This is a genomic window from Gluconobacter sp. P1C6_b, assembly GCF_018811945.1.
Classification (GTDB): Bacteria; Pseudomonadota; Alphaproteobacteria; order Acetobacterales; family Acetobacteraceae; genus Gluconobacter.
In genome coordinates, this window is sequence record NZ_JACRVU010000015.1 from 18442 (window position 1) to 41102 (window position 22661).

The following is a 22661-nucleotide window of genomic DNA, read 5'->3' on the forward strand; positions in this document are numbered from 1 at the left end:
ACCGTCTGCGTTGAAGCAAGCAGTGAAGCAGAACTTAAGCTGATCATATAGACCTTTTGTCAACGTGACCTAGTCCCGTGGTTTGATGGTGTGATATTTTCACGAGCGTGGAAGGAAGCATTATGGGACAGATACGTCATGGCAGCGCCACGACCACGCACGCCGTGCGAGCAGCAATACAGCGATAGCAGGCTTCGCTCGCGGCGCTGAGCGAGGAGTTCGGGATCAACCCGAAAACAGTTGCAAAATGGCGCAAGCGCCAGACTGCTGAGGGTAAGCTGCACCTCTTCGTTGCTATCGACCGGACAAGCAAATTCGCTGTCACACAACTGGTTGGGAAAGCTGATCGGAAGACAGCATGGGAATTCCTCGAACATCGCTTAACGAAACCCAATCATCCCTGGACGAACGGTCAGGTTGAACGGATGAACCGGACTATCAAGGGAGCAACCGTCAAGCGCTTCCATTACGACAGCCATGAGCAGTTGAGGACACACCTCAACGACTTCATGGCAGCCTATAATTTCGGGCGAAGGCTCAAAACGCTGAGTGGCCTCACACCTGACGAATATGTCTGCAAAATATGGACTTCAGAGCCAGAAAGATTCATCATCAATCCAACCACGGGACTAAACACGTAGAGCCTGTTTGGAAAATCGGTCTGAGGTGATTCAAGTTCTGCATGTGGACGTCAGAGCAGAAGATCCGGATGGCCAGGGTCACTCGCAAGACGAAACGCTACCCGTCTGACATGACAGACGAGGAATGGGAGCGGATCGTGCGATTGATGCCAGGCCCTGGACGTCGTGGCCGCCCACGGGAGGTCGAATTTCGCGAGGTGATCAACGCAGTGCGCTATCTTGTTCGTTCAGGCTGCGGTTGGCGGATGCTGCCGATCCATTTCAGGCACTGGCGCACGATCTATGGCTGGTTCCGAGAACTGGCGTGACGATTCCTGTTCCAGACCATCCATGACGTTGATGATGCTCGAACGGGAGGGAGCAGACCGCGAAGCCAGTCCGACAGCAGCGGTGATCGACCGCCAGAGCATCAAGGCGCCTCATGCAAAGACAAGGGGTACGATGTCGGCTAGAAGGTCGTCGGACGCAAGCGCCCCGATGATCCGGGATGCGATCCCCAAGCGTTAGCCATGGGTGCGCCGATGGCGCCTATGATCGCCTGAAGTTGACGGACAAGGCGACTTATCTCGATTTCATCGTCGAGATTATCCGCTGCCGCGACGCTGGGTGGTCGAGAGGATTTTCGGCTGGTTGACCCGCTGGCAGCGGCTCGTGCGTGATTATGAGCGCCGTGTCGACGTGTCACAGGCCATGATCTCTTCGCCATGGGCACCAATCTCATGCGCAGCAATGCTCACTCGTGATTTTTCAAACAGGCTCCTATATTTTGGTCCTGATGATACAGCATCAACCAAGAATTTTTCCACTCATGCGACCTGATCATTAGTAATAATTACAAGAAGGAACGATAATTTATTGGAAAACTTATTTTTTGTTTGTGCTATAATTTTTCGTTGTTGGTGATCTGATTATGAAAAAGAAGATACTGGCTAGAAAAACGGTATAATAGACCCCTTCCACATTATCGCCGGTCATCACATCCGGGACTGCGTATCCCGCTGCGAGAATGACTGCGCATCCGGCAACGCAGCCTGTAGCCCATCCGGGTGTCAGCCGCGCCAGAAGGCGTGTTGACAGACTATCTTGAGAGAGACCTGCCGCTTTTTCCCGCCGCCGCCTTGCATTCACCCACAGGCGATTGCCGGTATAGAACATGACGGCCCCTGCAAGGCCGAGAACCACGTATCCCCAACGCGTAGCGGTTCCGCCGAAGCTGCCGAAATGCAGCGCGAAAAAGACCGTCAGAATGGCAAATCCCGCCTTCTGATGGCCGGGAAGATAGTCCGAGGACAGGATCCTGCCCGTAGCGGGATCCACGGTCGCAAAACCTGCAGTGGGACCACGCAGGCTGTAGCGGCTGTCCTGCCCACTGACGCGCAGCATCATGCCGCCATGACCGTTGCGGCTATAGGCCAGTGTCGTTGGAGTGAAGCCAGGCGCTGCCTTGTTGAGAGCCTCGACGAGTTCGTCCGGAGCAAGGAGCGCAGGCGCACCCTGCTGCTCAGAATCAAGTGAGCGAGACGCCGCATGTATCGGAGCATGGCTGGCCGGAGGCCCCCCGAAAAGACGTCCCTGTACGGCAAAAATCGGATCATGGAACGCGAAGACCACGGAGGTCAGGGCCATGACGATGTGAAACGGAAGGGAGAAGAACCCCAGAAGATTGTGCAGATCGAGCCAGAATTTGCGGCTTCCCTCCCCCAGCCGGAAAGCAAAGAGGTTCCGCACCAGGGTCGGCAGGAAGATGATCACACCGGAGAGCAGGGCAAGGCCGTAGAGCAAAGCCACGATCCCCATAACGGGACGGCTGATGGACTGCGGCAGCGGAAGCCCGAGTTTCTGGTGCAGCATGTCGATGAAATGCGCGACGGGAGCGACCGCCTGCTGACGAACGACCAGCGCACCATCGGGAGCGAGGGTCGCGACAAGCAGCGGGCCGAAATCGTGACCATGTGGGGGGCGCACAGGCCATGCAACGCGGCCGGGAAGGCTGCGATCGGGTGCGAGTACCACAGTATAATTCTGCCGTGCCTGTGGGTAGGCCCTGAAAATCTGATCGAGAAGTTCCGGCGTTCGGGACAGGGGAACGGCGGCTGGCATATCGAGCCTTGGCGTTGTCAGGCTCTGGAGAGGCTGCTCGAACATGCTGATCGCACCGGCGAAAAACGCCACGAACAGAAGCAGCCCGGCACAGATCCCGACCCAGCTGTGAACCTCACGATAAACGCGCAGGATATCGGAACGGATTTTCATGACAGGAACAGTCGCAGCAGCAGAAAGCAGCCCCAGAGTACTGCGCAGGCACCGCCAAGGACAGCCCAGGCCCGGCGGCCTGTGGGGAACAGGAAGCAGGTTCCGAGCACAAACACCCATAGAACGGCCGTCAGCCACATCAGGGCCTGAGCCGGGAGGCTTCTGGGATCTCCGGTCGTTCCCGCCAGTCGGCCCAGAATAGCCATGACGGCAAAAACCAGCCCGAGACCAGGCAAAATGGCAGCGAGAACTTTTGCGATCCACTGCCGGTTATCGAGGATCTGCGGGGTCTCAGTCATGACTGGGTCTGCCGGACAGAAATGATACCACAAGCGGCAGCAGGCACCACACGATCATCAGCAGGGTCACGGACATCAGGCAGGCTGTGCAAAAACTTGCGGCGGTCGTCAGGACGGTTATTCCGAGGAGCAGAAAACCGATCCCAAGCAGCACCGGAACCATGCCATGCAGGGCGCGGCGCAAAAGTTTCTGGTTTGGGGAGCACGTATAGAGCAGTGCCCCTCCCCCCACGATAAGCAGGGTTGCCAGTACGCTGGTGAAAGGCGCCGTCACCAGCGATATTCCAGTCGGGCCGTGAGATTTCTGCCCTGACCGTAATAGCAGGCTGCGACAGCCGTGCAGGTCGCGACGAAGCGCTTGTTGGCAACATTGCGCATGTTGAGCGAGAACATCAGCCCCTTATAGGCCGGATGGGCGTCGCCGACATCGTAGCGGATGAATGTGTCGAACAGGGTGTAGTCAGGAATGGCCAGCTTGTTGGCTGTGTCCCCGTAGCTCGTGCCCGTATAACGCACGCCACCACCGATCCCCAGGCCCCGGAGCGTCCCGTACCGGATGCGCTGGTCGATAAACAGCGAGGCCATCCATTTCGGAGCCTGCGGCAGATAGTTGCCGACCTGCGAGGCCGTATTGGACTGCCGGATGCGTGCGTCGCTCCGTGTTCCCGTGAAAATCACGGCCATATCCCATGGCAGGGTCGCGCGCCCTTCAAGTTCCAGACCCCGGACACGTCCTTTTCCTGTCTGGACGAGGCAGGTGGCCGTTCCGCAGGTTTCGCCGTCCGGATCGGGGGTTGTCATGTTTTTCTGGGTGATCTGATAACCACCAAACGTGACGTAAATGCTCTTGCCGTACTGATAGCGGATGCCGGCTTCGTACTGGTCACCCGTAGTCGGCTTGAAGGGCATGCCATCCTTGGCCGTTGAAGGGTCCGAAACAGTAGGCTGGAAAGACTGGGCGTAGCTGAAATAGGGTGCGAGCCCGTTATCGAACAGGTAAACGCCGCCCGCCCGCCAGGTGAAAGCCTGCGACGGGGTGAAATACCGTTTGTGCGTCAGGATATTATACGTGTTGTCATTGGCCCAGTCCTGTCGGCCGCCGATCGTTACGCGAAGACGCTCGATCTTGAGCTGATCCTGAAAATAGATGCCGTTCTGGCGGCTGATCGTGGACGTATAGACCTGCGGAGAAAGAGCATTCTCATAGCCCGCGCTTCCCGTACTGACGGGATTGAAAATGTTGAGAAGCGGCTTGACCAGAGCGGTGCTGACGCCGTCGCGGTCATGGTTCCAGTCGGTATAGAAATAGTCGGTGCCGGCAAGGAGCGTATGACGCACAGGGCCTGTGCGGACATGGCCTTCCAGCTGCGTATCCATGGCCACGCCCTGCGACCGTCCCCGCCCTTCAACAGCACGGCGATTCACCGTCTCACCCGCGACGCAGCCTGCAATGGTGCTGGTACATTTCGCAAGCGTGTCCCCGGACAGAACAGTCGAGCGGTAGAGGGTGTCGAGATACGTGTAGCGGACGTTATTGCGAACGGTCAGGAAACGGTTGAATCGATGCTCCAGAAATGAGCCGAGGAGAGCCTGATTGCGGTCGAACGTGTTCCAGTCAGGCTCGCCAATATTGGCGTCATTGGCGATATACCGCCCTTTGGAGGCGTAGAGCGTTCCCGTTGCGGGAAGGAACTGGAAGGTCGAGCCTCCGACATCGCGCTGATACTGTGCAAGGAGCGTCCAGGTGGAGTGCGGCGCAAACTTCCATGTCAGGCTGGGCGAGACGTAGTACCGACCAGCCGTGACGTCATTAACTTGCGTCCCGCCGTATTTCGCTAGCGCGACCATCCGGCCCATGACTGTGCCGCTGTGGTTCAGGCGCCCCGAAACGTCGCCAGAGGCCTGACCCTGCCAGTTTTCGAGATCAGTATAGCCACTGCTCTGGAGAAAGAATTCTCCTTCGCTTTTTTCGGTGGGACGTTTGGTGACAAGATTGACCACGCCTCCCGGGGCCGTCTGCCCGTACAATGCTCCTGAAGGCCCTTTCAGAACGTCAATCTGCTGAAGTGCGAACGGATCGAATGATGTCCGCGTCCACTGGCCGCCGGCAGGCAGGCGCAATCCGTCAACGAAATTGTTGTTCGAAGAAAACCCGCCAGCGCCAAATCCCCGGACAGCCACTTCGTCAACGCGATTGTCGATACCCTGCTGCTCGGCCTGTACGCCCGCAGTGTAGGACAGCGCATCTGCAATGGTCGGTGAAGAACGCAACTCGATTTCGTCACGGCTAACGATCGAGATTGTCTGGGGAGATTCAATGATGGGCGTGCGGGTCTTGGTTGATGCCCCCGCCTGCGACAGGCCCGTCGCAGTGACGGTGATGATTTCCGCAGGCGTGGGCTCGGCTTTTGTTTTTTCTGATCCAGCTGTCTGACTGGCCACAGCTTTCCCCGTGCGTTTTTCCTGCGGATCTGAGGGAGTTGCAGATGCGATCTGTACACTCAGGGCGAGACACGATGCCGTACCGCAGAGAAGCCGGGGAAAACTCATGAAGGTGCCTTGTTAAACTGAAATTTATTCTCCTATTTCGATAATGAGAATCATTGTCAACTGAACTTTCAAAACGAAATATAAATTATAATGATTTTTTAATGTTACTGAGCCCATAGGCCGTCTTTTTGCCCCTGGAGTGCCAACGGTGACGACACATCTCAACGTCTTCATGGCGGCTTATAACTTCGGGCGAAGGCTCAAGACGCTGAGTGGCCTCACGCCTTACGAATACATCTGCAAAATATGGACTTCAAAGCCAGAAAGATTCATCATCAAACCACGGGACCAAACACCTAGCCACGCCATTTCAGGCTGAAGCCATTGCACAGCCTTCACCTACTTTCTGGAAGCGTTCCTCAAGGCTGCGACGCGCGGCCCTGATAGCATCCGATGTAGATCTTCCATCGGCCAGTGCCGCAGCCACGCCGCTCGCCAGCTGACATCCTGTTCCCCTGAGATCGAACGGATAGCGCATGGAACGGAAAGACAAAGGAGAGCAGTTCGCCTGATAAAGAATATCGGTCGAATATGTTGAGTGGCCGTTATGTCCCCCCTTCAACAGAACGCTCTGGCAGCCTCGATCCAGCAGCGCTCCCGCAACGTCATCCTGCTCAGTAGCCGGATCCAGATTCAGTGCCGATTTCAATGCTGCCAGTTCCGGCAGGTTTGGCGTCAAAACAGTCGTCCGGGGCAAAAGCAGGTCCAGAAGAGCTTGAATCCCTTCTGACTCCAGCAGGGCATGTCCTGAACTGGAACAGAGAACCGGATCCAGAACGACTGGCACATCGGGAAGACGGGCTGCCACAGTCCGGACAAGCCCTGCATTGCATAGAGCACCAATCTTGACGGCCCCGACCCCATCCTCCAGCGCAGCCTCGATCTGGGCCGCAAGCAGATCTGGTGAGACAGGATTCACAGCCAGCACCCTGCGATCCGTCTGGGCAGTGACGGCCGTAGCGGCAATGCGTGTTGTCAGACCAGCGTCATGGACAGCGAGTAAGTCACGGGCAATGCCGGCCCCTCCGCTGGAATCCAGCCCGCCGATCAGCAGAACGGGACATGTCATCGCCCTGTTGTCGCAATAAACGCGACAGCGCCGCTCTGCCCGGAAAAGCGTTTTGCAGCCCGCCAGGCCCGCAACCCGCTGGCACAGATAAACACGGTTCGTCCCGCCTCCACATCCAGCATTTCCGGACGCTCGATCGGCCCACGGACAGCCCACTCCACGGAGGCCGTTCCCTTTTCATCCCTGCTCCGGAGATCAAAGACACGATCAGCCTCAGTGATCTCTTCAAGGCCGAGAATAAAGGGCCCCTCCTCTTCTGGCGCGGGCGCGCCATCAAAACGGAAGGAAGAACTCCGCCAGTGTTCCAGATCCAGACTGATCATCTGACCCAGTGGGGAAGGCTGCATTTCAAGCAGGATCGACAGCGTCATCTGCGCCTGTATGGCACCCAGCGCCGCCACGGCTGGCCCCAGCACTCCGGCCTCCGAGCAGGTTGGAAAACTGGCAGGGATATCGGGGAAAACAGCACGATAACCGGGTGCCCCACCACAGAATCCCCCCACATAACCGGACTGCCCCAGCACCGAGGCACTGACGAGAGGCACATCTGCCTCAAGGCAAAGATCTGACAGCATATAGGTCACAGCCACACTGTCCGCCGCATCAACCACAACGGAAATACCCGGCAGAAGACTGCGTGCCGAAGCAGGTTGCAGATGCCGGGCGACGGGTATGATCCGGCAATCCGGATTCAGGCCCTCCAATCGCTCTGCCACGCAGGAGACTTTCAGTCTGCCGATGTCTTCCATGCGGAACAGGGTCTGCCGATGAAGATTGCTTTCATCCACGCGGTCATGATCCACCACCGTGATCCTGCCGCACCCGGCTCCTGCGAGTGCTGGCAGCACGGTCGCCCCCAACCCACCAGCACCGACAACCAGAACATGAGCATCCAAAAGACGTTTCTGGTCAGCCTCACCCCGCGGGAAGAAGTCGAGCTGCCGCAAGTACCGGCTCATCGTACATAAGCCCGCGTCGCGGCGACCCATTCCCGGCAGCGGGCAACCGGGTCGTCCGCCATCTGGATATCCGTCACCACAGCGGCGCTGTCCGCACCTGCGGAAAAGACCCCCGGGAGGCGCTCGGGCGTCAGGCCCCCAATGGCGACAAGCGGTGTCTGACCGGCCCGTTTCTTCCAGTCAGCCACCCGCTCCAGCCCCTGAGGCCCCCATTTCATTTTTTTCAGAAGGGTCGGATAAACTGGACCGAGAGCAACGTAAGCTGGTTCGTAAGACAGGGCCCGTTCGAGTTCCGCCGGATCATGGGTGGACAGCCCGAACCGGATCCCAGCGTCTCGAAGCGCGGCAAAATCCGCCGTTTCAATGTCTTCCTGACCCAGATGGACGAAATCGCACCCCAGTTCCATCGCAAGGCGCCAGTAGTCGTTGACGACAAGCTGGGCGCCATGCCGCTCACACAGATCACGGGCATGACAGATCTGACGGCGGATTTCCGCTTCCGGTTTGTCCTTGAGGCGAAGCTGCACCAGCCGCACACCCCAGGGCAGCAGCGTTTCAAGAAGTCCGACTTCCCCGACCAGAAGATAGAACGGATCAAGCGTCATCATGCCAGCTCCGCCAGACCGAAAACGGGCGTCGAGGCACTGGCCATATCCCGCTCCGGCATCAGTCCGGCCTGATAGCCTTCCCGTCCCGCCTGTATGGCGCGCCCAAAGGCCCGCGCCATTCCCACAGGATCGACTGCCTTCGCCACCGCAGTATTGAGCAACACGGCATCAAACCCAAGTTCCATGGTCTGCGCGGCTTGGCTGGGGGCACCGATCCCCGCATCCACGACCAGCGGAACATCCCGGAAATGTGCCCTCATGCTGCGCAATCCCGCCAGATTTCGGAGACCCTGTCCTGAACCAATGGGCGCGCCCCAGGGCATCAGGACTTTGCAACCGGCCTCAAGCAGCTTTTCGCCCACGATCAGGTCCTCGGTCGTGTAGGGAAAGACATCAAACCCCTCCGCACACAGCACCCGCGCGGCCTCGACGAGCGCAAACGGGTCGGGTTGCAGCGTGTCGGCATGACCGATGACTTCCAGCTTGATCCATGAAGTTCCAAACACTTCACGCGCCATCCGGGCCGTGGTTACGGCTTCCCGAACGGTGTGGCAGCCTGCCGTGTTGGGCAGCAGGCGGCACCGGCTTTTCGCCAGAAGGTCACGAAACGCTCCCCCGGCCGCCCCTTCCCGCCTCAGCGAGACAGTAATGACCTCGGCGCCGGATGCTTCAATCGCCTCCAGCAAAACCTGCGGTGAGCGATATTGCGCAGTCCCGAGCATCAGACGGGATTTCAGATCGACACCATAGAACATGGTCAGCCTCCCTGCATTGGTGAGAGGACCTCAACCTTCACGCCATCATTCAGCAGCGTTCCGGGACGAAGGGGACGGGCAATGAAATCACCATCTACGGCGGTGGCCACACAGGGGGATTCAAAGCCCTGCTCCGTCAGCAGATCCGCCAGTGTCCGGGCCTGCGTTTCGATGGTCTGGCCGTTCAGATCAATCCGCATGGGCGTAAAGCTCCGCAAGTTCCGTGGCTAGTTGCTCCGCGCAGACAGGCGCCATCAGGAAACCGTGGCGATACATCCCGTTCACATGGATGCGGTCTGCAGCGTGCCGGATGGCCGGAATGTTGTCAGGAAAGGACGGACGCAGCCCTGCGCCCAGTTCAAGAATTTCCGCTTCGGCAAAACCGGGATGAAGCGTATAGGCCGCCGAAAGCAGCTCCATCGCAGCCCGCGCCGTCACACCTCCGCGATGCGCACTTTCCACCATGGTCGCACCGATCATGTAGCGCCCGTTTTCGCGTGGCACGATGTAGCAGGGGAAGCGCGGATGCAGCAGGCGAACAGGCCGCGTCAGCGTCACGTCCGGCGCGTGCACGATCAGCATTTCGCCCCGGACACCGCGCAGATCGGCCAGATCCTCCCGGGACGCCAGCCCCCGACAGTCCACGATCCGGCCCCGTGGCGCCTCGGTTCGGAACGACACACCTCTGCTTTCCAGACGGCTTCGCAGGATGGCCAGTGCCTGACGCGGATCCAGATGCGCTTCGCTCGAAAAGAACAGCCCCCGTGCAAAACGTCCTGCCAGATCCGGCTCCAGATCACCCGGCGCTACCCAGTCATGTTGCCGCGTCGCCCGTGCAAAGCGCTCCAGTTCGGAAACATCCCGCGGCGGTGCGACAACAAGCGTGCCACGTCGCACGACGTCGGGCACATGCGCAGCCCACCAGTTCACGGAAGTCTGCCCTTTTGCCACGATCAGTTCCGGCGCACTTTCCCCCTCGCAAAAAGGCGCCAGCATTCCTCCCGCAAACCGTGACGCCGGTTCCGGGGCGCCATCCGGGACGATGACTTCCACGTCAAGGCCCCGGTCGGAAAGGGCCATGGCACAACACAGTGCCGTAACCCCTCCCCCCAGGACGGAATGGATCATTCCGCCGGTTCCGTCACGGGAACATAGAGCTGCCCGCCTTCACGGAATTTCTCCGCCATCTGCTCCATACCGTCCTGCTTTTCCGCTGCAGCACGGATGTCATGCGAAATCTTCATCGAGCAGAACTTCGGCCCACACATCGAGCAGAAATGGGACACCTTGTGCGCCTGCTTGGGCAGTGTTTCATCATGCATGGCACGGGCCGTATCAGGATCGAGACCCAGATTGAACTGATCCTCCCACCGGAACTCGAACCGCGCCCGCGATAGCGCGTCATCCCGCATCTGCGCGCCCGGATGGCCCTTCGCCAGATCCGCAGCATGAGCTGCGAGCTTGTAGGTGATGACACCCGTCTTGACGTCGTTCCGGTCCGGCAGACCCAGATGCTCTTTGGGCGTGACATAGCAGAGCATCGCCGTGCCGAACCAGCCGATCATAGCAGCCCCAATGGCGGAGGTAATGTGGTCGTAACCGGGCGCGATATCCGTCGTCAGCGGTCCAAGCGTATAGAACGGCGCTTCGTGGCAGTGCTCAAGCTGCTTGTCCATGTTGGCCTTGATCTTATGCATCGGCACATGACCCGGCCCTTCGATCATGACCTGACAGTCCTTGGCCCAGGCAATTTTCGTCAGCTCGCCAAGCGTCTCAAGCTCTGCAAACTGCGCCGCATCGTTGGCATCGGCGATCGAGCCCGGACGCAACCCATCCCCAAGCGAGAACGACACGTCATAACGACGGCAGATGTCGCAGATCTCCTCGAAATGCTCGTACAGGAAGCTTTCGCGGTGATGATGCAGGCACCATTTCGCCATGATGGAACCGCCGCGCGACACGATACCCGTCACCCGTCGGGCCGTCAGCGGGATCATGTGCAGCCGGACACCAGCGTGGATGGTAAAGTAATCCACCCCCTGCTCCGCCTGCTCAATCAGCGTGTCGCGGAAAACTTCCCATGTCAGGTCTTCCGCAATCCCGCCCACCTTTTCCAGCGCCTGATAAAGCGGCACCGTTCCGATCGGCACAGGAGCATTCCGGATGATCCAGTCGCGGATGTTATGGATGTTGCGTCCCGTCGAAAGATCCATGACCGTATCCGCGCCCCAGCGGATGGACCACACCATCTTCTCGACCTCTTCTTCCATCGAAGATGTCACGGCCGAATTGCCGATATTGGCATTGATCTTCACCAGAAAGTTGCGCCCGATAATCATCGGCTCAAGCTCACGGTGATTGATATTGGCGGGAATGATTGCCCGTCCTAAAGCAATTTCCTGCCGCACGAATTCCGGCGTTACGAAATCCGGAATGCTGGCTCCGAAATCCTCGCCATCCCGCTCTTCCTTCAGGGCCTGCGTCCGGCCGATATTTTCCCGGATGGCGACGAATTCCATCTCGGGCGTAATGACGCCGGCACGGGCATAAGCCAGCTGGGTCACAGCACGATCCCCGACCGCCCGCAGGGGGCGGCGCTGGTTCGGAAATGCAGGTGTCAGCCGATCCCCTTCTGCAAAACCGTTATCGGCTGCCGTGATCGTGCGACCGTCATACTCCTCCACATCATCGCGACGACGCAGCCAGTCGCCGCGACTGTCCGCAAGACCTTTCGCAATGTCGATGCTGATGGCGGTGTCGGTATAGGGCCCAGAACTATCATAGACGTTCAGCGGGCATTCGTCCGAAACCTCAATCTGCCGCATGGGCACTTTGATGTCATGGAACGTGCCCTGAACATGGACCTTGCTGGAAGCCGGCAGAGGACCTGTCGTAATGGCCGGAATGGAAGCGTTCATATGGTGTCTCCTCAAGCGCACTCGAAAAGACCCAGGGAGAACGTGAAGCAGAAAGGGAGCCGCCGTCCCATGTGCACACAGACACAAGCGGGGCCGGATCGGCCCGATAGGCGCTTTCCCATACAGCGATGGAAATGAGAGCCCTTCGGTCTTCCTACGCCAGTATCAACTGGGTCAGGTTCAAAGGGTCGCTTCACCGTGCAGCCGGTTTCTCGACAACACCAATCAGCCTCTCAGTCCCTTAAGGCGGGACCCCCCTGACGAGCCGTGATGGTGAGGGAGAAATGCAAGAAAAGCAATAGTGAGAAATGAGGCATTTCCCCTTCCGAAACCCGATGATCGAAGTTTCTAGATATGGTTCTTTCTGCACCAGACGCGTCTTTCCCGCCCTTGGATCACATTAACAAAAGACCTGATCCACAGCCTTGCGGTGGTGAGGTTGAGGAAACGCATGAATGACAAAGGGGGCTGCTATGCAGCATATCTGCTTGAGCCTGTTGAACATCCGCTCGATGCGGTTGCGCTCCCTGTAACGCCGCCAGTCTGTTTTCTGTGGAATGCTGTGACCTTTTCGTGAGGAAATGACCAGCAGGCTTCCATGGATCAGCAGATCCTGGCGGAAGATGTCACTGTCATAGCCCTGATCAGTCAGCATGGCTGTGAGGTGTGGGACAGGCAGCTTCATCAAGGCGTATGTGGCTTCGTAGTCCGAGACTTGGCTCCGGTATGGACAAAGCCAAGAGGGTGTCCCTGATTGTCGCATCGGGCGTGGATTTTGCTCGTAAAGCCGCCGCGTGACCGGCCGAGAGCCTCCGAATGAGCCCCCTTTTGCGTCCCTAGTTGTTTAGTCCCGTGGTTTGATGGATTGGATTGATGATGAATCTTTCTGGCTCTGAAGTCCAGATTTTGCAGACATATTCGTCAGGTGTGAGGCCACTCACCGTTTTGAGCCTTCGCCCGAAATTATAGGCTGCCATGAAGTCGTTGAGGTGTGTCCTCAACTGCTCATGGCTGTCGTAATGGAAGCGCTTGACGGTTGCTCCCTTGATAGTCCGGTTCATCCGTTCAACCTGACCGTTCGTCCAGGGATGAGTGGGTTTCGTTAAGCGATGTTCGAGGAATTCCCATGCTGTCTTCCGATCAGCTTTCCCAACCAGTTGTGTGACAGCGAATTTGCTTGTCCGGTCGATAGCAACGAAGAGGTGCAGCTTACCCTAAGCAGTCTGGCGCTTGCGCCATTTTGCAACTGTTTTCGGGTTGATCCCGAACTCCTCGCTCAGCGCCGCGAGCGAAGCCTGCTATCGCTGTATTGCTGCTCGCACGGCGTGCGTGGTCGTGGCGCTGCCATGACGTATCTGTCCCATAATGCTTCCTTCCACTCTCATGAAAATATCACACCATCCTCCCCCCCCGGGACTAGGCCACGTTGACAAAAGATCTATACGATCTGCCTGAGATCTGATTCACTTCCTGGCTGTGGGATAACGGGCAGAGAGAACAGGCATGGCACGAGGCGATCTGACGGATCAGGAATGGGCGATGATTGGTCCGCTTCTGCCGCCTGAGCGTGGACGTTGGGCCCGTCCATCTGGAGACAATCGCCAGTTTCTCAATGGTATGCTGCATGTTCTACGCACAGGCTGTCCGTGGCGGGACATGCATGAGCGCTACGGCAAATGGAACTCGGTCTATGTTCGGTTCCGGCGTTGGGCTGAACAGGGTGTCTGGGATGCCCTGCTGCAAACCCTGGTAGACCTGGGACTGACTGATGACTGGCAGCATATGCTCGACAGCACCGTGGTGCGTGCCCATTCACAAGCCACTGGGGCAAAAGGGGGGCTTATTCGGAGGCTTTTGGTCGGGCACGCGGCGGCTTTACGAGCAAAATCCATGCCCGATGTGACAATCAGGGACGCCCTCTCGGCTTTGTCCTTACCGGAGGCCAGGTCTCGGATTACAAAGCCACAGACGCCCTGATGAAGCTACCTGTCCCGAACCCCAGAGCCATGCTGGCCGACCGAGGCTATGACAGTGACAGTTTCCGCCAGGAGCTGCTGGTCCACGGGATTCTGCCGGTCATTTCCTCACGCAAAGGCCGCAGCGCTCCACAGAAAACAGACTGGCGGCGTTACAGGGATCGCAACCACATCGAGCGGATGTTCAACAGGCTCAGGCAGATGTGCCGCATCGCGACCCGCTACGACAAGACCGCCTTATCCTTCAACAGTTTCCTCAATATCGCCGCCGCAAAACTCTGGATTGGCTCTTTTGTCAACGTGACCTAGGCTACAGGCGATGTAGTATAGATCTTTTGTAAATATGACAGAGGATATGTTAAAGTTTTTTACAAAACAAACTAGACGAGAATCATTCCGTGATACCGAAGATTATCCGCCGAGAACAGGCGAAAAACAGCCTCGTATTCAACGGGGAGAGGTACACATCGGATATTTCCGGTCAGATTGAAGTAGAGCATTATCATCGCTACCTCATGGCACAACAGTTCTGTGCTGACCGAGTAGTCCTCGATGTTGCTTCGGGCGAAGGCTATGGGGCAGCAATGATTGCCCAGGTTGCGCGGTTTGTGCAGGGCGTAGATATTGATGCCGAGACCGTCAACCATGCCAGTCGCGAGTTCCCTCGACCCAACCTGAGATTTACTCAGGGAGATGCCACAAAGCTCCCCGTTGAGGACCAGTCCTTTGATACGCTGCTCTCATTTGAGACCATTGAGCACATCGAAGACCATGACGGGTTTCTGAGAGAGATAAAACGGTCACTTCGTTCAGAGGGGCTTTTAATCATCAGTTCACCCGATACGGATGTCTATTCAGCAGCTGGAGAACCTAGAAATCCATTCCATGTTCATGAGTTGACCAAAAGTAATTTCGTTGATCTGTTACAGAAGCAGTTCCGTCATGTTGCGTTTCTCATCCAGAAACCCATGATTGGGTCGATTATCTTGGCAGAAGAACAATCAAGCTGTGAGCCCCTGGTTTTTGAAAAGCGCGATGCCAATTATTTTGAAGTCTCGTCTCAGCCATCGCATGCGCCTTATTTGATTGCATTCGCTTCTGACAATCCTCTGCCAGAGATCCCAAACTCCTTCTACATTCATCGGACAGATCTCGACACTGATATGACCGAGCGTCTGACACAGGCGCGTCGCGCTATCGAAGCAGAGCAAAAATTGAGTGAGGCTTTAGATCGTTTGCACGAGATAGAAGCAGCCCAAATAGAATACCAGAACAGTACCTCTTCCGCCTGCTCTGAGAGTGTGGAACACTATCAGGAAGAAGCTGTACAGCTACGAAACGAGGTTGCAAAGCTCCATCAGGAGATGAGCAGCCTTGAAGCAGCTTTCACGCAAAAGATGAGCCAAAATCAAAGCGATGTTGCATCATTGCGTGGACTGCAGATGCGCACCGAGGCAGAGCTTCTGGTTTCCCAAAAGCAATTACGGGAAACCAAAAAATTTCTTGAGAATATCGAAGCGCATCAGAATGCCGTGCGTGAGGCAGATGCCCGTGCCTGGCAGGCCGATATAGAATCTGGGCGTCTCCTTGTGCGTCGTCTCTCCGAGGAAGCTCAGCAGGCGAAGGGCCATATTAATGCGTTTCAGCCAAGTCGGAGCTGGCATGTCGGCTTCCCAATCAGGACCATGGCTGGCATCTCGCCCCGGTTAGTACGTTTGGCGCGGATTGTCGCAAAGGGAGCTTGGTGGACTGCAACAGGGCAAATTGCTCATCGTCTGAGGCTTCGCCGAGCATATTTCGCAACTCTTAAGCAGAAAACGGAAGCCGCTCATACATCCGGGTTGTCCCCTCGTGAGAGCCCTACCTCACCCGTTAAGCATCAAGCCGATGATGTGGTCTTTACGCCATTCGCTATCCCAACCAGTCACAGGCCTGTCGTTTCAGTTATTATCCCTGCCTATGGACAGGATGATGTAACTTACCGATGCCTCAGGTCTTTTGTTGATAATCTGCCAGATGTTCCCTTTGAAATCATCCTGGCTGATGACGCCTATCCTTACGATGTCCACGAGCCTCGCTTGTCCGAGATTGTATCTGGAATCCGTCATCTCAGACATGAGAGTAATCTTGGGTTTTTGGAATCTTGCAATGCCGCAGCGAAGCTGGCGGTTGGTGAATATCTCTTCTTCCTGAATAACGACACTGAAATCCTTGAAAATTCCCTTGATGCTTTGGTGAGCTTGCTTGAGCGTGATTCGAGTGTGGGAATGACTGGCTCCAAGCTCATCTACCCGGATGGTTCCTTACAGGAAGCGGGGGGGGTTATCTGGAGTGATGCTTCTGGCTGGAACTGGGGGCGTAACGGAGACCCTCTGCAGCCGGAGTTCAACTACCCCCGCGAGGTCGATTATATCTCTGGTGCAGCTATCATGATTAGAAGGTCGCTGTTCGAGATACTGGAGGGGTTCGATAGACATTTCGCGCCAGCCTATTACGAAGATACTGATCTCGCTTTTCGAGTGCGGAATGCTGGTTTCAAGGTTGTCTATGCGCCACGCTCAGTCGTTATCCATCATGAGGGCGTTTCGCACGGAACCGATTTGACGAGTGGTATTAAAGCCCGTCAAGTTATCAATCAAAAGCTCATGGCTGACCGTTGGCGAGATGTGCTGGAGAAGCAGCATTATCCAAATTCGGCAGATCTCTATCGTGCCGTTGACCGCGGGCGGAATAAGCGCGTCATTTTGATTATAGACCATTATGTCCCAGAGCCAGACAGGGATGCTGGATCTCGCACCATTACAAACGTCATCGAATGCCTTATTCAGTCTGGCTTTGTCGTGAAGTTCTGGCCACAGAACCGCGCCTACTCGCCGATTTACACGCCGACTCTTCAGGATATGGGCGTAGAAGTGGTGGATAACCGTTGGCAGGGAAGTTTTGATGAATGGCTCAATGAACGTGGTGATTCCATCGACATCGCTCTCGTTAGCCGCCCCAGTATTGCTTTCGAGTTCCTGCCTGCGCTTTGTTCTCGACCTCATTTGGAATTGTGCTTCTATGGCCATGATTTGCATTTTGATAGAATGCGGCGTGAAGCGCGTCTCAAAGGGGACAAGGGTCTTTCCCGCCAGTCCGACGAAATGGAGCAGTTGGAACGGCGCCTGTGGAGGCTCTTCGACCGAAGCCTTTATCTTTCGACGATAGAGCGGGACCACGCGCTTTCTTTAGAGCCAAACGCTGATGTCCGCTCTATTGTGCCGTACTGCTATCGCTATTCCCATCGTCGGGAAAAGATTGTCGAAGGCCGCACAATTCTGTTTGTCGCTGGCTTTGCTCATCCGCCGAATGAAGATGCAGCGCGTTTCTTGGTCGAAGACATTCTGCCGCTTGTTCAGCATCAATACCCTGATGCGCGTGTTCTGCTCGTAGGGTCTCATCCGACAGAAGCTGTGAAGGTGCTGGCTGGACCATCAGTTGAAGTCACAGGCTGGGTCAGTGACAACCATCTGCAAAACTACTACGAGACCAGCCGTGTTGCTGTTGTTCCGCTGAGGTTCGGGGCAGGCGTCAAGGGCAAGGTCGTTGAGGCTTTGCATTATGGCCTCCCACTGGTGACGACCTCCACAGGTGCTGAGGGCATTGAAGATCTGGAGACGGTTCTCTGTGTTTCAGACAGTGCGCAGGCCATTGCCAATGACATCATGAAACTTTTTGCTGACGACGAACGCTGGCTTTCCCAATCTTGGGCGCAGACAGAATTCTCAACAAAACATTTTTCTTTCGAAGCGATGCGTCACTCTCTCCAAGAAGCCCTATTCCCTGAGCAACTGCAGATAAGCCAGGTGGGGAGAACCGGAGAATGAGTGCTGTCATCTTGCAGCAAGACGACAAGATTGCGTGTTACGAATTGGTTGTCCGCGCTTACGACCTTATTTTGAGACGTGTGGCGGATCCCGCTGGAATTGACAGCAATGTCTCGTTTCTTGCTGGTGGCGGTAAACCTGGCGTATTTCTTAGTGGTCTGCTGGCATCTGAAGAATTTCACAATCTGGGCATCTCGTCTGATCCGCGCGAACTATGCGTCCATTACTGGGTCACGAATATCAAGAAGCATGGCATTCGTCCTGTGCCGCCTATACCCTCTCTTGATGGCTCAAGCGACACCATCGAAACACTTCTTCAATTTCTCACATGCCATGAGGTGCGCCGCTTGCCATTGGATCAGGGCGTACTCCGATGCAATGATCTGAGGGCCTACCATTATTGGCGCAGTCTCGTAGCGCAGAATGTCTGTAAGACTGAGCAGGAGGTAGCTTCACTACCGCCTCTCTCTTTTGTGGTCCGGGTAGAGCGGAGCCATTCTCGCTGGAAAAAAGAGCTGCGTGGGCTTCTTGCATCTTTCCAAATACAGACAGATTCGAACTGGCACCTGTGTATCCTGTCGTCAGACCGCTTCATACGCTCTTACTGCCTCTTCAGCTTGGCCCGTGACCATCATGTTTCCCTGGCGAGGACAGGGCGAGATATTAAAACGACAGGTTGGACTGCCGTTCTTGAGGTGGATGATCGTCTTGAACCAGACGCTTGTGCACTAATTGGGAAAGCCTTGACCTCTGCGTCCGATGCCGGACTTATCTATGCTGATGAGGATGTTCGAGACCGGACTGGATATCGTAACCCTTGGACTAAGGAAAAATGGATACGGTACAAAACGCATTCATCTTTTCTGACGGGGTTAATCCTCTTTCGACGCGATTTATCTGAACGGCTGTTTCAAGATTTTCTGGCAACAGGAAGAATTACAGTGGAGATGGTGTCGAGCTCCCTGAGAACAGAACAGATCCGCCATCTTCCTGCCATTTTGCTCCATCGAGCGCGGCAAGTTTCTGGTGACGTGCGACCTGCACTTCTGAGACTTCCTCCCCATCAACCTAGCGTGTCTATTATTATCCCCACCAAGGACAAGCCTGGCCTGATCCGTCGCGTCTTAGAGGCCATCTACTACCGCACGAATTACCCGCATGTTGAAATCGTCGTCGTCGATAATGGAACGACGGATGAAGATGCCAAATCAGTTCTGCTTAATGCTGGGCAGCGTGCGAATGTTACAGTGGTTAATGCTCCAGGTCCGTTCAACTGGTCGCATCTGAACAATGTTGGTGTTGCTCATTCTAAAGGAGACGTGGTTGTCCTTCTGAACAACGATGTGGACGTCATCAATGCGTTGTGGCTTGATTATCTCATTGCCCCTCTGATGCAACAGGACATTGGGATAACCGGGGCAGTCCTACTGTTTGCTGATGGGACCGTACAACATGCTGGGGTCGACCTGGAGGTCGGACCTAAGGCAACTCATGTCGGGATAGGCGAAACATTTTCTGAAAATGTTGATGTTGAGTATGACGTGCCCGCAGTGACCGGAGCCTGCCTTGCAATTCGCCGCACATTATTCAATCAGATCGGAGGGCTGGAGGAAGCTCTGCCTGTGACCTGGAACGATATTGATTTGTGTCTGCGGGCTCGGCGAGCGGGGAAACGCGTTGTTATTGTGCCATCTGCCCGTTTACGTCACGATGAATCCTCCACTCGCCTGCCTGACACGGATGTTTCTCAGCGTAGGACAGTCAAAAAAGCACAACAATTCATCCAGCAACGTTACGGTCAGGAACTTGGCGCATGGAAAGCGCGCAATTCTCAGGTTAAGGGCTTTGGACCGTATGAACGCTGGTCGTTGGATTATGCTAGGTATTTAGTCCCAAAATTTGATGGGTTGGATTGATGTAGAATATGTCTGGCTCGGAAGTGCAGATTTTGCAGACATATTCATAAAGAGGTGGCCCCTGTTTTTCGGACAGGGCGATAAGCTATAACCCGACCTGAGAGAGGACGGGTTTTATGGGCTCCTGGAAGAGCGTCAGATCCGCATCAGCATGGACGGGCGCGGGCGATGGCTGGACAACGTGTTCATCGAACGTTTGTAGCGATCGCTGAAATACGAATGCGTCTACCTGCACGCGTTCGAGACCGGATCTGAGGGGCGGGCTTGGCAGATGGATCGCCCATTATAACGAAAGGCGTCCGCATACGGCGCTGGTTGGACGTAGGTCTGATGAGGTGTATCGTAACGGGCAGATGTTCCCAGATCCGGGAACCAGCAACAGTGCCGTCAGAATGGCGGCATAACAACAACCGGCTATAGCTTATTTAACCCAAAAAACTGTCCGAACAGACGGGACCACCTCACTGTTCGTCCGAACTGTCGGTATCACCCGGGCCACCATGAGGATCGGCCTTGCCAACATTGTCTATAATATGCGCCGCTTCCTCTTCCTCGAGAGGTTGAACGCAAGCGCGTAGCCATCCCACTGGCGATGGGCCGGGATCTGCTCAAAACGCAGAGCGAAAGTCACCCCGGAAACCCTCAATCAAATCGCCAAAAGCCTGAAATCGCTAGCCAAGCGCATCAACCAACGGTTCTTCGATCCCTCCATCTTCCATTCCATCAATCAATGCAAGAGAAATGGAATCACAGAGACAGACTCAAAACCAGAGGGTTTTTCGAACCCTCCAGGTGCTCGCTCCTTTTTTAAGAGTGTAGAGCACGGTCGCCGGCTTTTCCGGATTAATTGACCCGTTTGAAACGGATAATACTGCGGGACATTTTTCCGTTATCCCAATTAGGCATAATCCGCCAAGGCGTCAGAACATCAGCTTCATTCCCTTTCACGACGATATTACGACGCTGCTCTGTTCCAACCCATTCTGGCGCCCATGCTGTCTGTACACTTGTAACCCACTGGTTACCTTCCACACGATAGCGGCCAATATAGGCAACGAGTGTCTTCATGAGATGCGCGCGATCTGCGTCATTTTTTGCAGGCTGACGATCACTCCCTTCAAGATTAAACGCAACCCAACCGTCAGGGGTGAAGATGACGCGGCCACGCGGATGGGCGCCCATAGCGTCAATCAACTTCCCGGTTTCTTTATCCTGAACCTTATAAGAAACCAGCTCCCAAACCCCGACTATGTTCTTTTTCAAGTCTGGATCAACCTGCTTTGGAAGTTCCGGAATTGATACTTCCTGAGCATGGACAGATGACAATGAAGACATAGACACAGATCCCGCAAAAAACATAATCAGCATAACTTTTGTGTACTTACGTACTTTTTCAAACATACTCATATCCTTTCTATTTTTAAACAACATTTATTGTTTTGTGACGTCTTATGACGAACACTACGGCACACAGTATCAGAACCAGTATTGCTCCCGCCGCCATGCCAACTCGGGACAACAGCAATAATGGAGAGGCAGGCCCACCCTTTCTGATAAGCGCAACATCCTGTGGTGTGACCTGAACGTCTGGTCGACCATATGTTTTGAAAACAAAATTGCTCAACCTGGCGATCTGACTATCGTCCAGTTGTACAGCATCTCCCGATTTTCCGCCGAAACCTGGCATGAAGGCTTGGCGCCCCTCTACCGATCGAGAGACACCATACAGAATTGTTGAAATGAGGTTGTCGCCACGAGACGCCCCTGTCACCGAATTATGCCAGAGGGATGGATAATAACCATCTTTACTTCCCTGAGCACTGGCCCCATGACACGAGGCGCAGTTCCCCATAAAGAGAGCCGCTCCACTGGCGGTGTTGTCGTTATGATCTAGAATCGGGGTTACCCCCCGCAGCTCGACTGACGGATTTAGGTCATGGCCTTGCTGAAATCTGGACGAAGCGTGATCATTCGGATCACTGACCGGCTTTAAACTGCGCAAATAAACGCTAATGGCATTCAGGTCACCAGAAGACATATGAGAGAAACTGTGTTCAACAGCCTCACCCATTCCGCCTCCGGCCTGTGCTTTGCCATGCAGGCGTCCCGTGCGGAGATATTCCGTAAGATCCTGATCACTCCAACTCCCAATACCACTGACTGTGTCAGGGGTAATGTTTGGTGCGTACCATGTTCCAAGACTGGCTCCCGACAGCGGGTGCGCCAGATCTTCCTGCATCAGGAACCCACGATGTGTATGGCAGGTTCCACAATGCGTCGCCCCCTGTACCAGGTAAGCTCCCCTGTTCCACTCTGCCGACTTTGTCGCATCACCCTGATAGGGTTTTCCATTCAGGAACAACATGTTCCAAAAAGACATGGAGAACCGGATATTCATCGGAAATGGCAGCGCTGTAACCGGTCCTTTTTTATCTACCGGAGCAACCTCCTTCTGGAAGTAAGCATATAAATCAGCAATGTCCTGATCCGTCAGATAGGAATAAGCTGTGTACGGCATTGCTGGGTACAGGTTGGCACCATCTTTTCTGACGCCACGCCGAACAGCTTTGTCGAAATCTTCTAACGAATAGTGACCAATACCTGCTGAAAGAGACGGAGTGATGTTTGTCGAATACATAACTCCCAAGGGGGTATGCATGGCCAACCCACCCGCGAAAGGCTGTCCATGGGGCGCCGTATGACAGGCTACGCAGTCTGAAGCAACTGCCAGATACTGACCACGCTGTGGGTTTCCAAGTGGATCAGCCTTTGCTGGATGTGTCGCAGAAAGAGCAATGGCAGCAAAATAACAGACTGTAACTGTGTAGAAAAAGGATCGCTGTATCATGAG

General features: G+C 55.5%; 16 protein-coding genes, 7 pseudogenes and 1 riboswitch. Of the genes and pseudogenes, 8 read left to right on the forward strand and 15 right to left on the reverse strand.

Annotated features, from left to right (window positions below; genetic code table 11):
* Positions 1-122: 122 nt before the first annotated feature.
* A pseudogene (locus KP701_RS10960) lies at positions 123-641 on the forward strand (integrase core domain-containing protein).
* A 41-nt stretch (positions 642-682) separates the two neighbouring features.
* Positions 683-1384, forward strand: a pseudogene (locus KP701_RS10965) (transposase).
* 121 nt (positions 1385-1505) lie between these two features.
* On the opposite strand, the gene KP701_RS10970 reads toward KP701_RS10965, so the two are convergent.
* Genes KP701_RS10970 through KP701_RS10985 form a run of 4 tightly spaced genes read right to left on the reverse strand, consistent with a single transcriptional unit; the run spans position 1506 to position 5743 of the window.
* The gene (locus KP701_RS10970) at positions 1506-2894 is read right to left on the reverse strand and encodes a PepSY domain-containing protein (protein WP_172492734.1); all 1389 of its coding nucleotides are present in this window, start codon (positions 2892-2894) and stop codon (positions 1506-1508) included.
* Positions 2891-3193 carry a hypothetical protein gene (locus KP701_RS10975; RefSeq protein WP_172492733.1) on the reverse strand — a complete coding sequence of 101 codons (303 nt, stop codon included), beginning with the start codon at positions 3191-3193 and terminating at the stop codon, positions 2891-2893. The genes KP701_RS10970 and KP701_RS10975 overlap by 4 nt, the downstream gene beginning before the upstream one ends.
* The gene (locus tag KP701_RS10980; protein ID WP_215747233.1) at positions 3186-3467 is read right to left on the reverse strand and encodes a hypothetical protein; all 282 of its coding nucleotides are present in this window, start codon (positions 3465-3467) and stop codon (positions 3186-3188) included. The genes KP701_RS10975 and KP701_RS10980 overlap by 8 nt, the downstream gene beginning before the upstream one ends.
* The gene (locus KP701_RS10985) at positions 3464-5743 is read right to left on the reverse strand and encodes a TonB-dependent siderophore receptor (protein ID WP_215747234.1); all 2280 of its coding nucleotides are present in this window, start codon (positions 5741-5743) and stop codon (positions 3464-3466) included. The genes KP701_RS10980 and KP701_RS10985 overlap by 4 nt, the downstream gene beginning before the upstream one ends.
* 157 nt (positions 5744-5900) lie before the next feature.
* Between KP701_RS10985 and KP701_RS10990 the strand changes: the two are divergent.
* Positions 5901-6062: pseudogene (locus tag KP701_RS10990) on the forward strand (IS481 family transposase); the annotation flags it as partial.
* Here KP701_RS10990 and thiD read toward each other — a convergent pair.
* The 9 genes and pseudogenes from thiD to KP701_RS11035 all read right to left on the reverse strand — a co-directional run bounded on the left by thiD (position 6054) and on the right by KP701_RS11035 (position 13416).
* Complete coding sequence (gene thiD / locus KP701_RS10995; RefSeq protein WP_215747235.1) at positions 6054-6812, reverse strand: bifunctional hydroxymethylpyrimidine kinase/phosphomethylpyrimidine kinase; 759 nt, start codon at positions 6810-6812, stop codon at positions 6054-6056. The pseudogene KP701_RS10990 and the gene thiD sit on opposite strands and share 9 nt — an antisense overlap.
* The gene (locus KP701_RS11000; RefSeq protein WP_252345567.1) at positions 6809-7771 is read right to left on the reverse strand and encodes a HesA/MoeB/ThiF family protein; all 963 of its coding nucleotides are present in this window, start codon (positions 7769-7771) and stop codon (positions 6809-6811) included. Before KP701_RS11000 ends, thiD begins: the two co-directional genes overlap by 4 nt.
* The gene (locus KP701_RS11005; RefSeq protein WP_172492728.1) at positions 7768-8379 is read right to left on the reverse strand and encodes a thiamine phosphate synthase; all 612 of its coding nucleotides are present in this window, start codon (positions 8377-8379) and stop codon (positions 7768-7770) included. The genes KP701_RS11000 and KP701_RS11005 overlap by 4 nt, the downstream gene beginning before the upstream one ends.
* Complete coding sequence (locus KP701_RS11010) at positions 8376-9134, reverse strand: thiazole synthase (RefSeq protein ID WP_215747237.1); 759 nt, start codon at positions 9132-9134, stop codon at positions 8376-8378. The genes KP701_RS11005 and KP701_RS11010 overlap by 4 nt, the downstream gene beginning before the upstream one ends.
* Before the next feature lie 2 nt (positions 9135-9136).
* Positions 9137-9334 carry a sulfur carrier protein ThiS gene (gene thiS / locus KP701_RS11015; RefSeq protein ID WP_172492726.1) on the reverse strand — a complete coding sequence of 66 codons (198 nt, stop codon included), beginning with the start codon at positions 9332-9334 and terminating at the stop codon, positions 9137-9139.
* Positions 9324-10262, reverse strand: coding sequence for an FAD-dependent oxidoreductase (locus tag KP701_RS11020; RefSeq protein ID WP_172492725.1), 939 nt, complete (start codon positions 10260-10262; stop codon positions 9324-9326). The genes thiS and KP701_RS11020 overlap by 11 nt, the downstream gene beginning before the upstream one ends.
* Positions 10259-12052 carry a phosphomethylpyrimidine synthase ThiC gene (gene thiC / locus KP701_RS11025; RefSeq protein WP_215747238.1) on the reverse strand — a complete coding sequence of 598 codons (1794 nt, stop codon included), beginning with the start codon at positions 12050-12052 and terminating at the stop codon, positions 10259-10261. Before thiC ends, KP701_RS11020 begins: the two co-directional genes overlap by 4 nt.
* 134 nt (positions 12053-12186) lie before the next feature.
* Positions 12187-12321, reverse strand: a riboswitch (TPP riboswitch).
* A gap of 131 nt (positions 12322-12452) precedes the next feature.
* On the reverse strand, positions 12453-12737 hold the full coding sequence (locus tag KP701_RS11030; RefSeq protein ID WP_215747239.1) for a hypothetical protein: 285 nt from the start codon (positions 12735-12737) through the stop codon (positions 12453-12455).
* A 151-nt stretch (positions 12738-12888) separates the two neighbouring features.
* Positions 12889-13416: pseudogene (locus KP701_RS11035) on the reverse strand (integrase core domain-containing protein).
* A 139-nt stretch (positions 13417-13555) separates the two neighbouring features.
* Here KP701_RS11035 and KP701_RS16310 point away from each other — a divergent pair.
* The 5 genes and pseudogenes from KP701_RS16310 to KP701_RS11065 all read left to right on the forward strand — a co-directional run.
* Positions 13556-14337, forward strand: a pseudogene (locus tag KP701_RS16310) (IS5 family transposase).
* Positions 14338-14426: 89 nt separating this feature from the next.
* Entirely contained in the window at positions 14427-17894 is a 3468-nt protein-coding gene (locus KP701_RS11050; RefSeq protein ID WP_215747242.1) for a glycosyltransferase, read from the forward strand.
* The gene (locus tag KP701_RS11055; RefSeq protein ID WP_215747243.1) at positions 17891-19810 is read left to right on the forward strand and encodes a glycosyltransferase; all 1920 of its coding nucleotides are present in this window, start codon (positions 17891-17893) and stop codon (positions 19808-19810) included. The genes KP701_RS11050 and KP701_RS11055 overlap by 4 nt, the downstream gene beginning before the upstream one ends.
* A gap of 112 nt (positions 19811-19922) precedes the next feature.
* Positions 19923-20214 (forward strand): annotated as a pseudogene (locus tag KP701_RS11060) (integrase core domain-containing protein); the annotation flags it as partial.
* 54 nt (positions 20215-20268) lie between these two features.
* Positions 20269-20388, forward strand: a pseudogene (locus KP701_RS11065) (IS5/IS1182 family transposase); the annotation flags it as partial.
* A gap of 265 nt (positions 20389-20653) precedes the next feature.
* Here KP701_RS11065 and KP701_RS11070 read toward each other — a convergent pair.
* Both KP701_RS11070 and KP701_RS11075 read right to left on the reverse strand, forming a co-directional pair.
* Positions 20654-21211, reverse strand: a complete 558-nt coding sequence (locus tag KP701_RS11070; RefSeq protein WP_228120854.1) for a lipocalin-like domain-containing protein — start codon at positions 21209-21211, stop codon at positions 20654-20656.
* A 19-nt stretch (positions 21212-21230) separates the two neighbouring features.
* Positions 21231-22658, reverse strand: coding sequence for a cytochrome c (locus KP701_RS11075; protein ID WP_194265669.1), 1428 nt, complete (start codon positions 22656-22658; stop codon positions 21231-21233).
* Positions 22659-22661 lie beyond the last annotated feature (3 nt).

Coding starts and splice junctions, on each gene's coding strand:
- KP701_RS11020 (WP_172492725.1), bottom strand. CDS start 10,262: ATGATCCATTCCGTCCTGGGGGGAGGGGTTACGGCACTGTGTTGTGCC.
- KP701_RS11030 (WP_215747239.1), bottom strand. CDS start 12,737: ATGAAGCTGCCTGTCCCACACCTCACAGCCATGCTGACTGATCAGGGC.
- thiS (WP_172492726.1), bottom strand. CDS start 9,334: ATGCGGATTGATCTGAACGGCCAGACCATCGAAACGCAGGCCCGGACA.
- thiD (WP_215747235.1), bottom strand. CDS start 6,812: ATGACATGTCCCGTTCTGCTGATCGGCGGGCTGGATTCCAGCGGAGGG.
- KP701_RS10975 (WP_172492733.1), bottom strand. CDS start 3,193: ATGACTGAGACCCCGCAGATCCTCGATAACCGGCAGTGGATCGCAAAA.
- KP701_RS10985 (WP_215747234.1), bottom strand. CDS start 5,743: ATGAGTTTTCCCCGGCTTCTCTGCGGTACGGCATCGTGTCTCGCCCTG.
- thiC (WP_215747238.1), bottom strand. CDS start 12,052: ATGAACGCTTCCATTCCGGCCATTACGACAGGTCCTCTGCCGGCTTCC.
- KP701_RS11005 (WP_172492728.1), bottom strand. CDS start 8,379: ATGATGACGCTTGATCCGTTCTATCTTCTGGTCGGGGAAGTCGGACTT.
- KP701_RS11070 (WP_228120854.1), bottom strand. CDS start 21,211: ATGTTTGAAAAAGTACGTAAGTACACAAAAGTTATGCTGATTATGTTT.
- KP701_RS11000 (WP_252345567.1), bottom strand. CDS start 7,771: ATGAGCCGGTACTTGCGGCAGCTCGACTTCTTCCCGCGGGGTGAGGCT.
- KP701_RS10970 (WP_172492734.1), bottom strand. CDS start 2,894: ATGAAAATCCGTTCCGATATCCTGCGCGTTTATCGTGAGGTTCACAGC.
- KP701_RS11075 (WP_194265669.1), bottom strand. CDS start 22,658: ATGATACAGCGATCCTTTTTCTACACAGTTACAGTCTGTTATTTTGCT.
- KP701_RS11055 (WP_215747243.1), top strand. CDS start 17,891: ATGAGTGCTGTCATCTTGCAGCAAGACGACAAGATTGCGTGTTACGAA.
- KP701_RS11010 (WP_215747237.1), bottom strand. CDS start 9,134: ATGTTCTATGGTGTCGATCTGAAATCCCGTCTGATGCTCGGGACTGCG.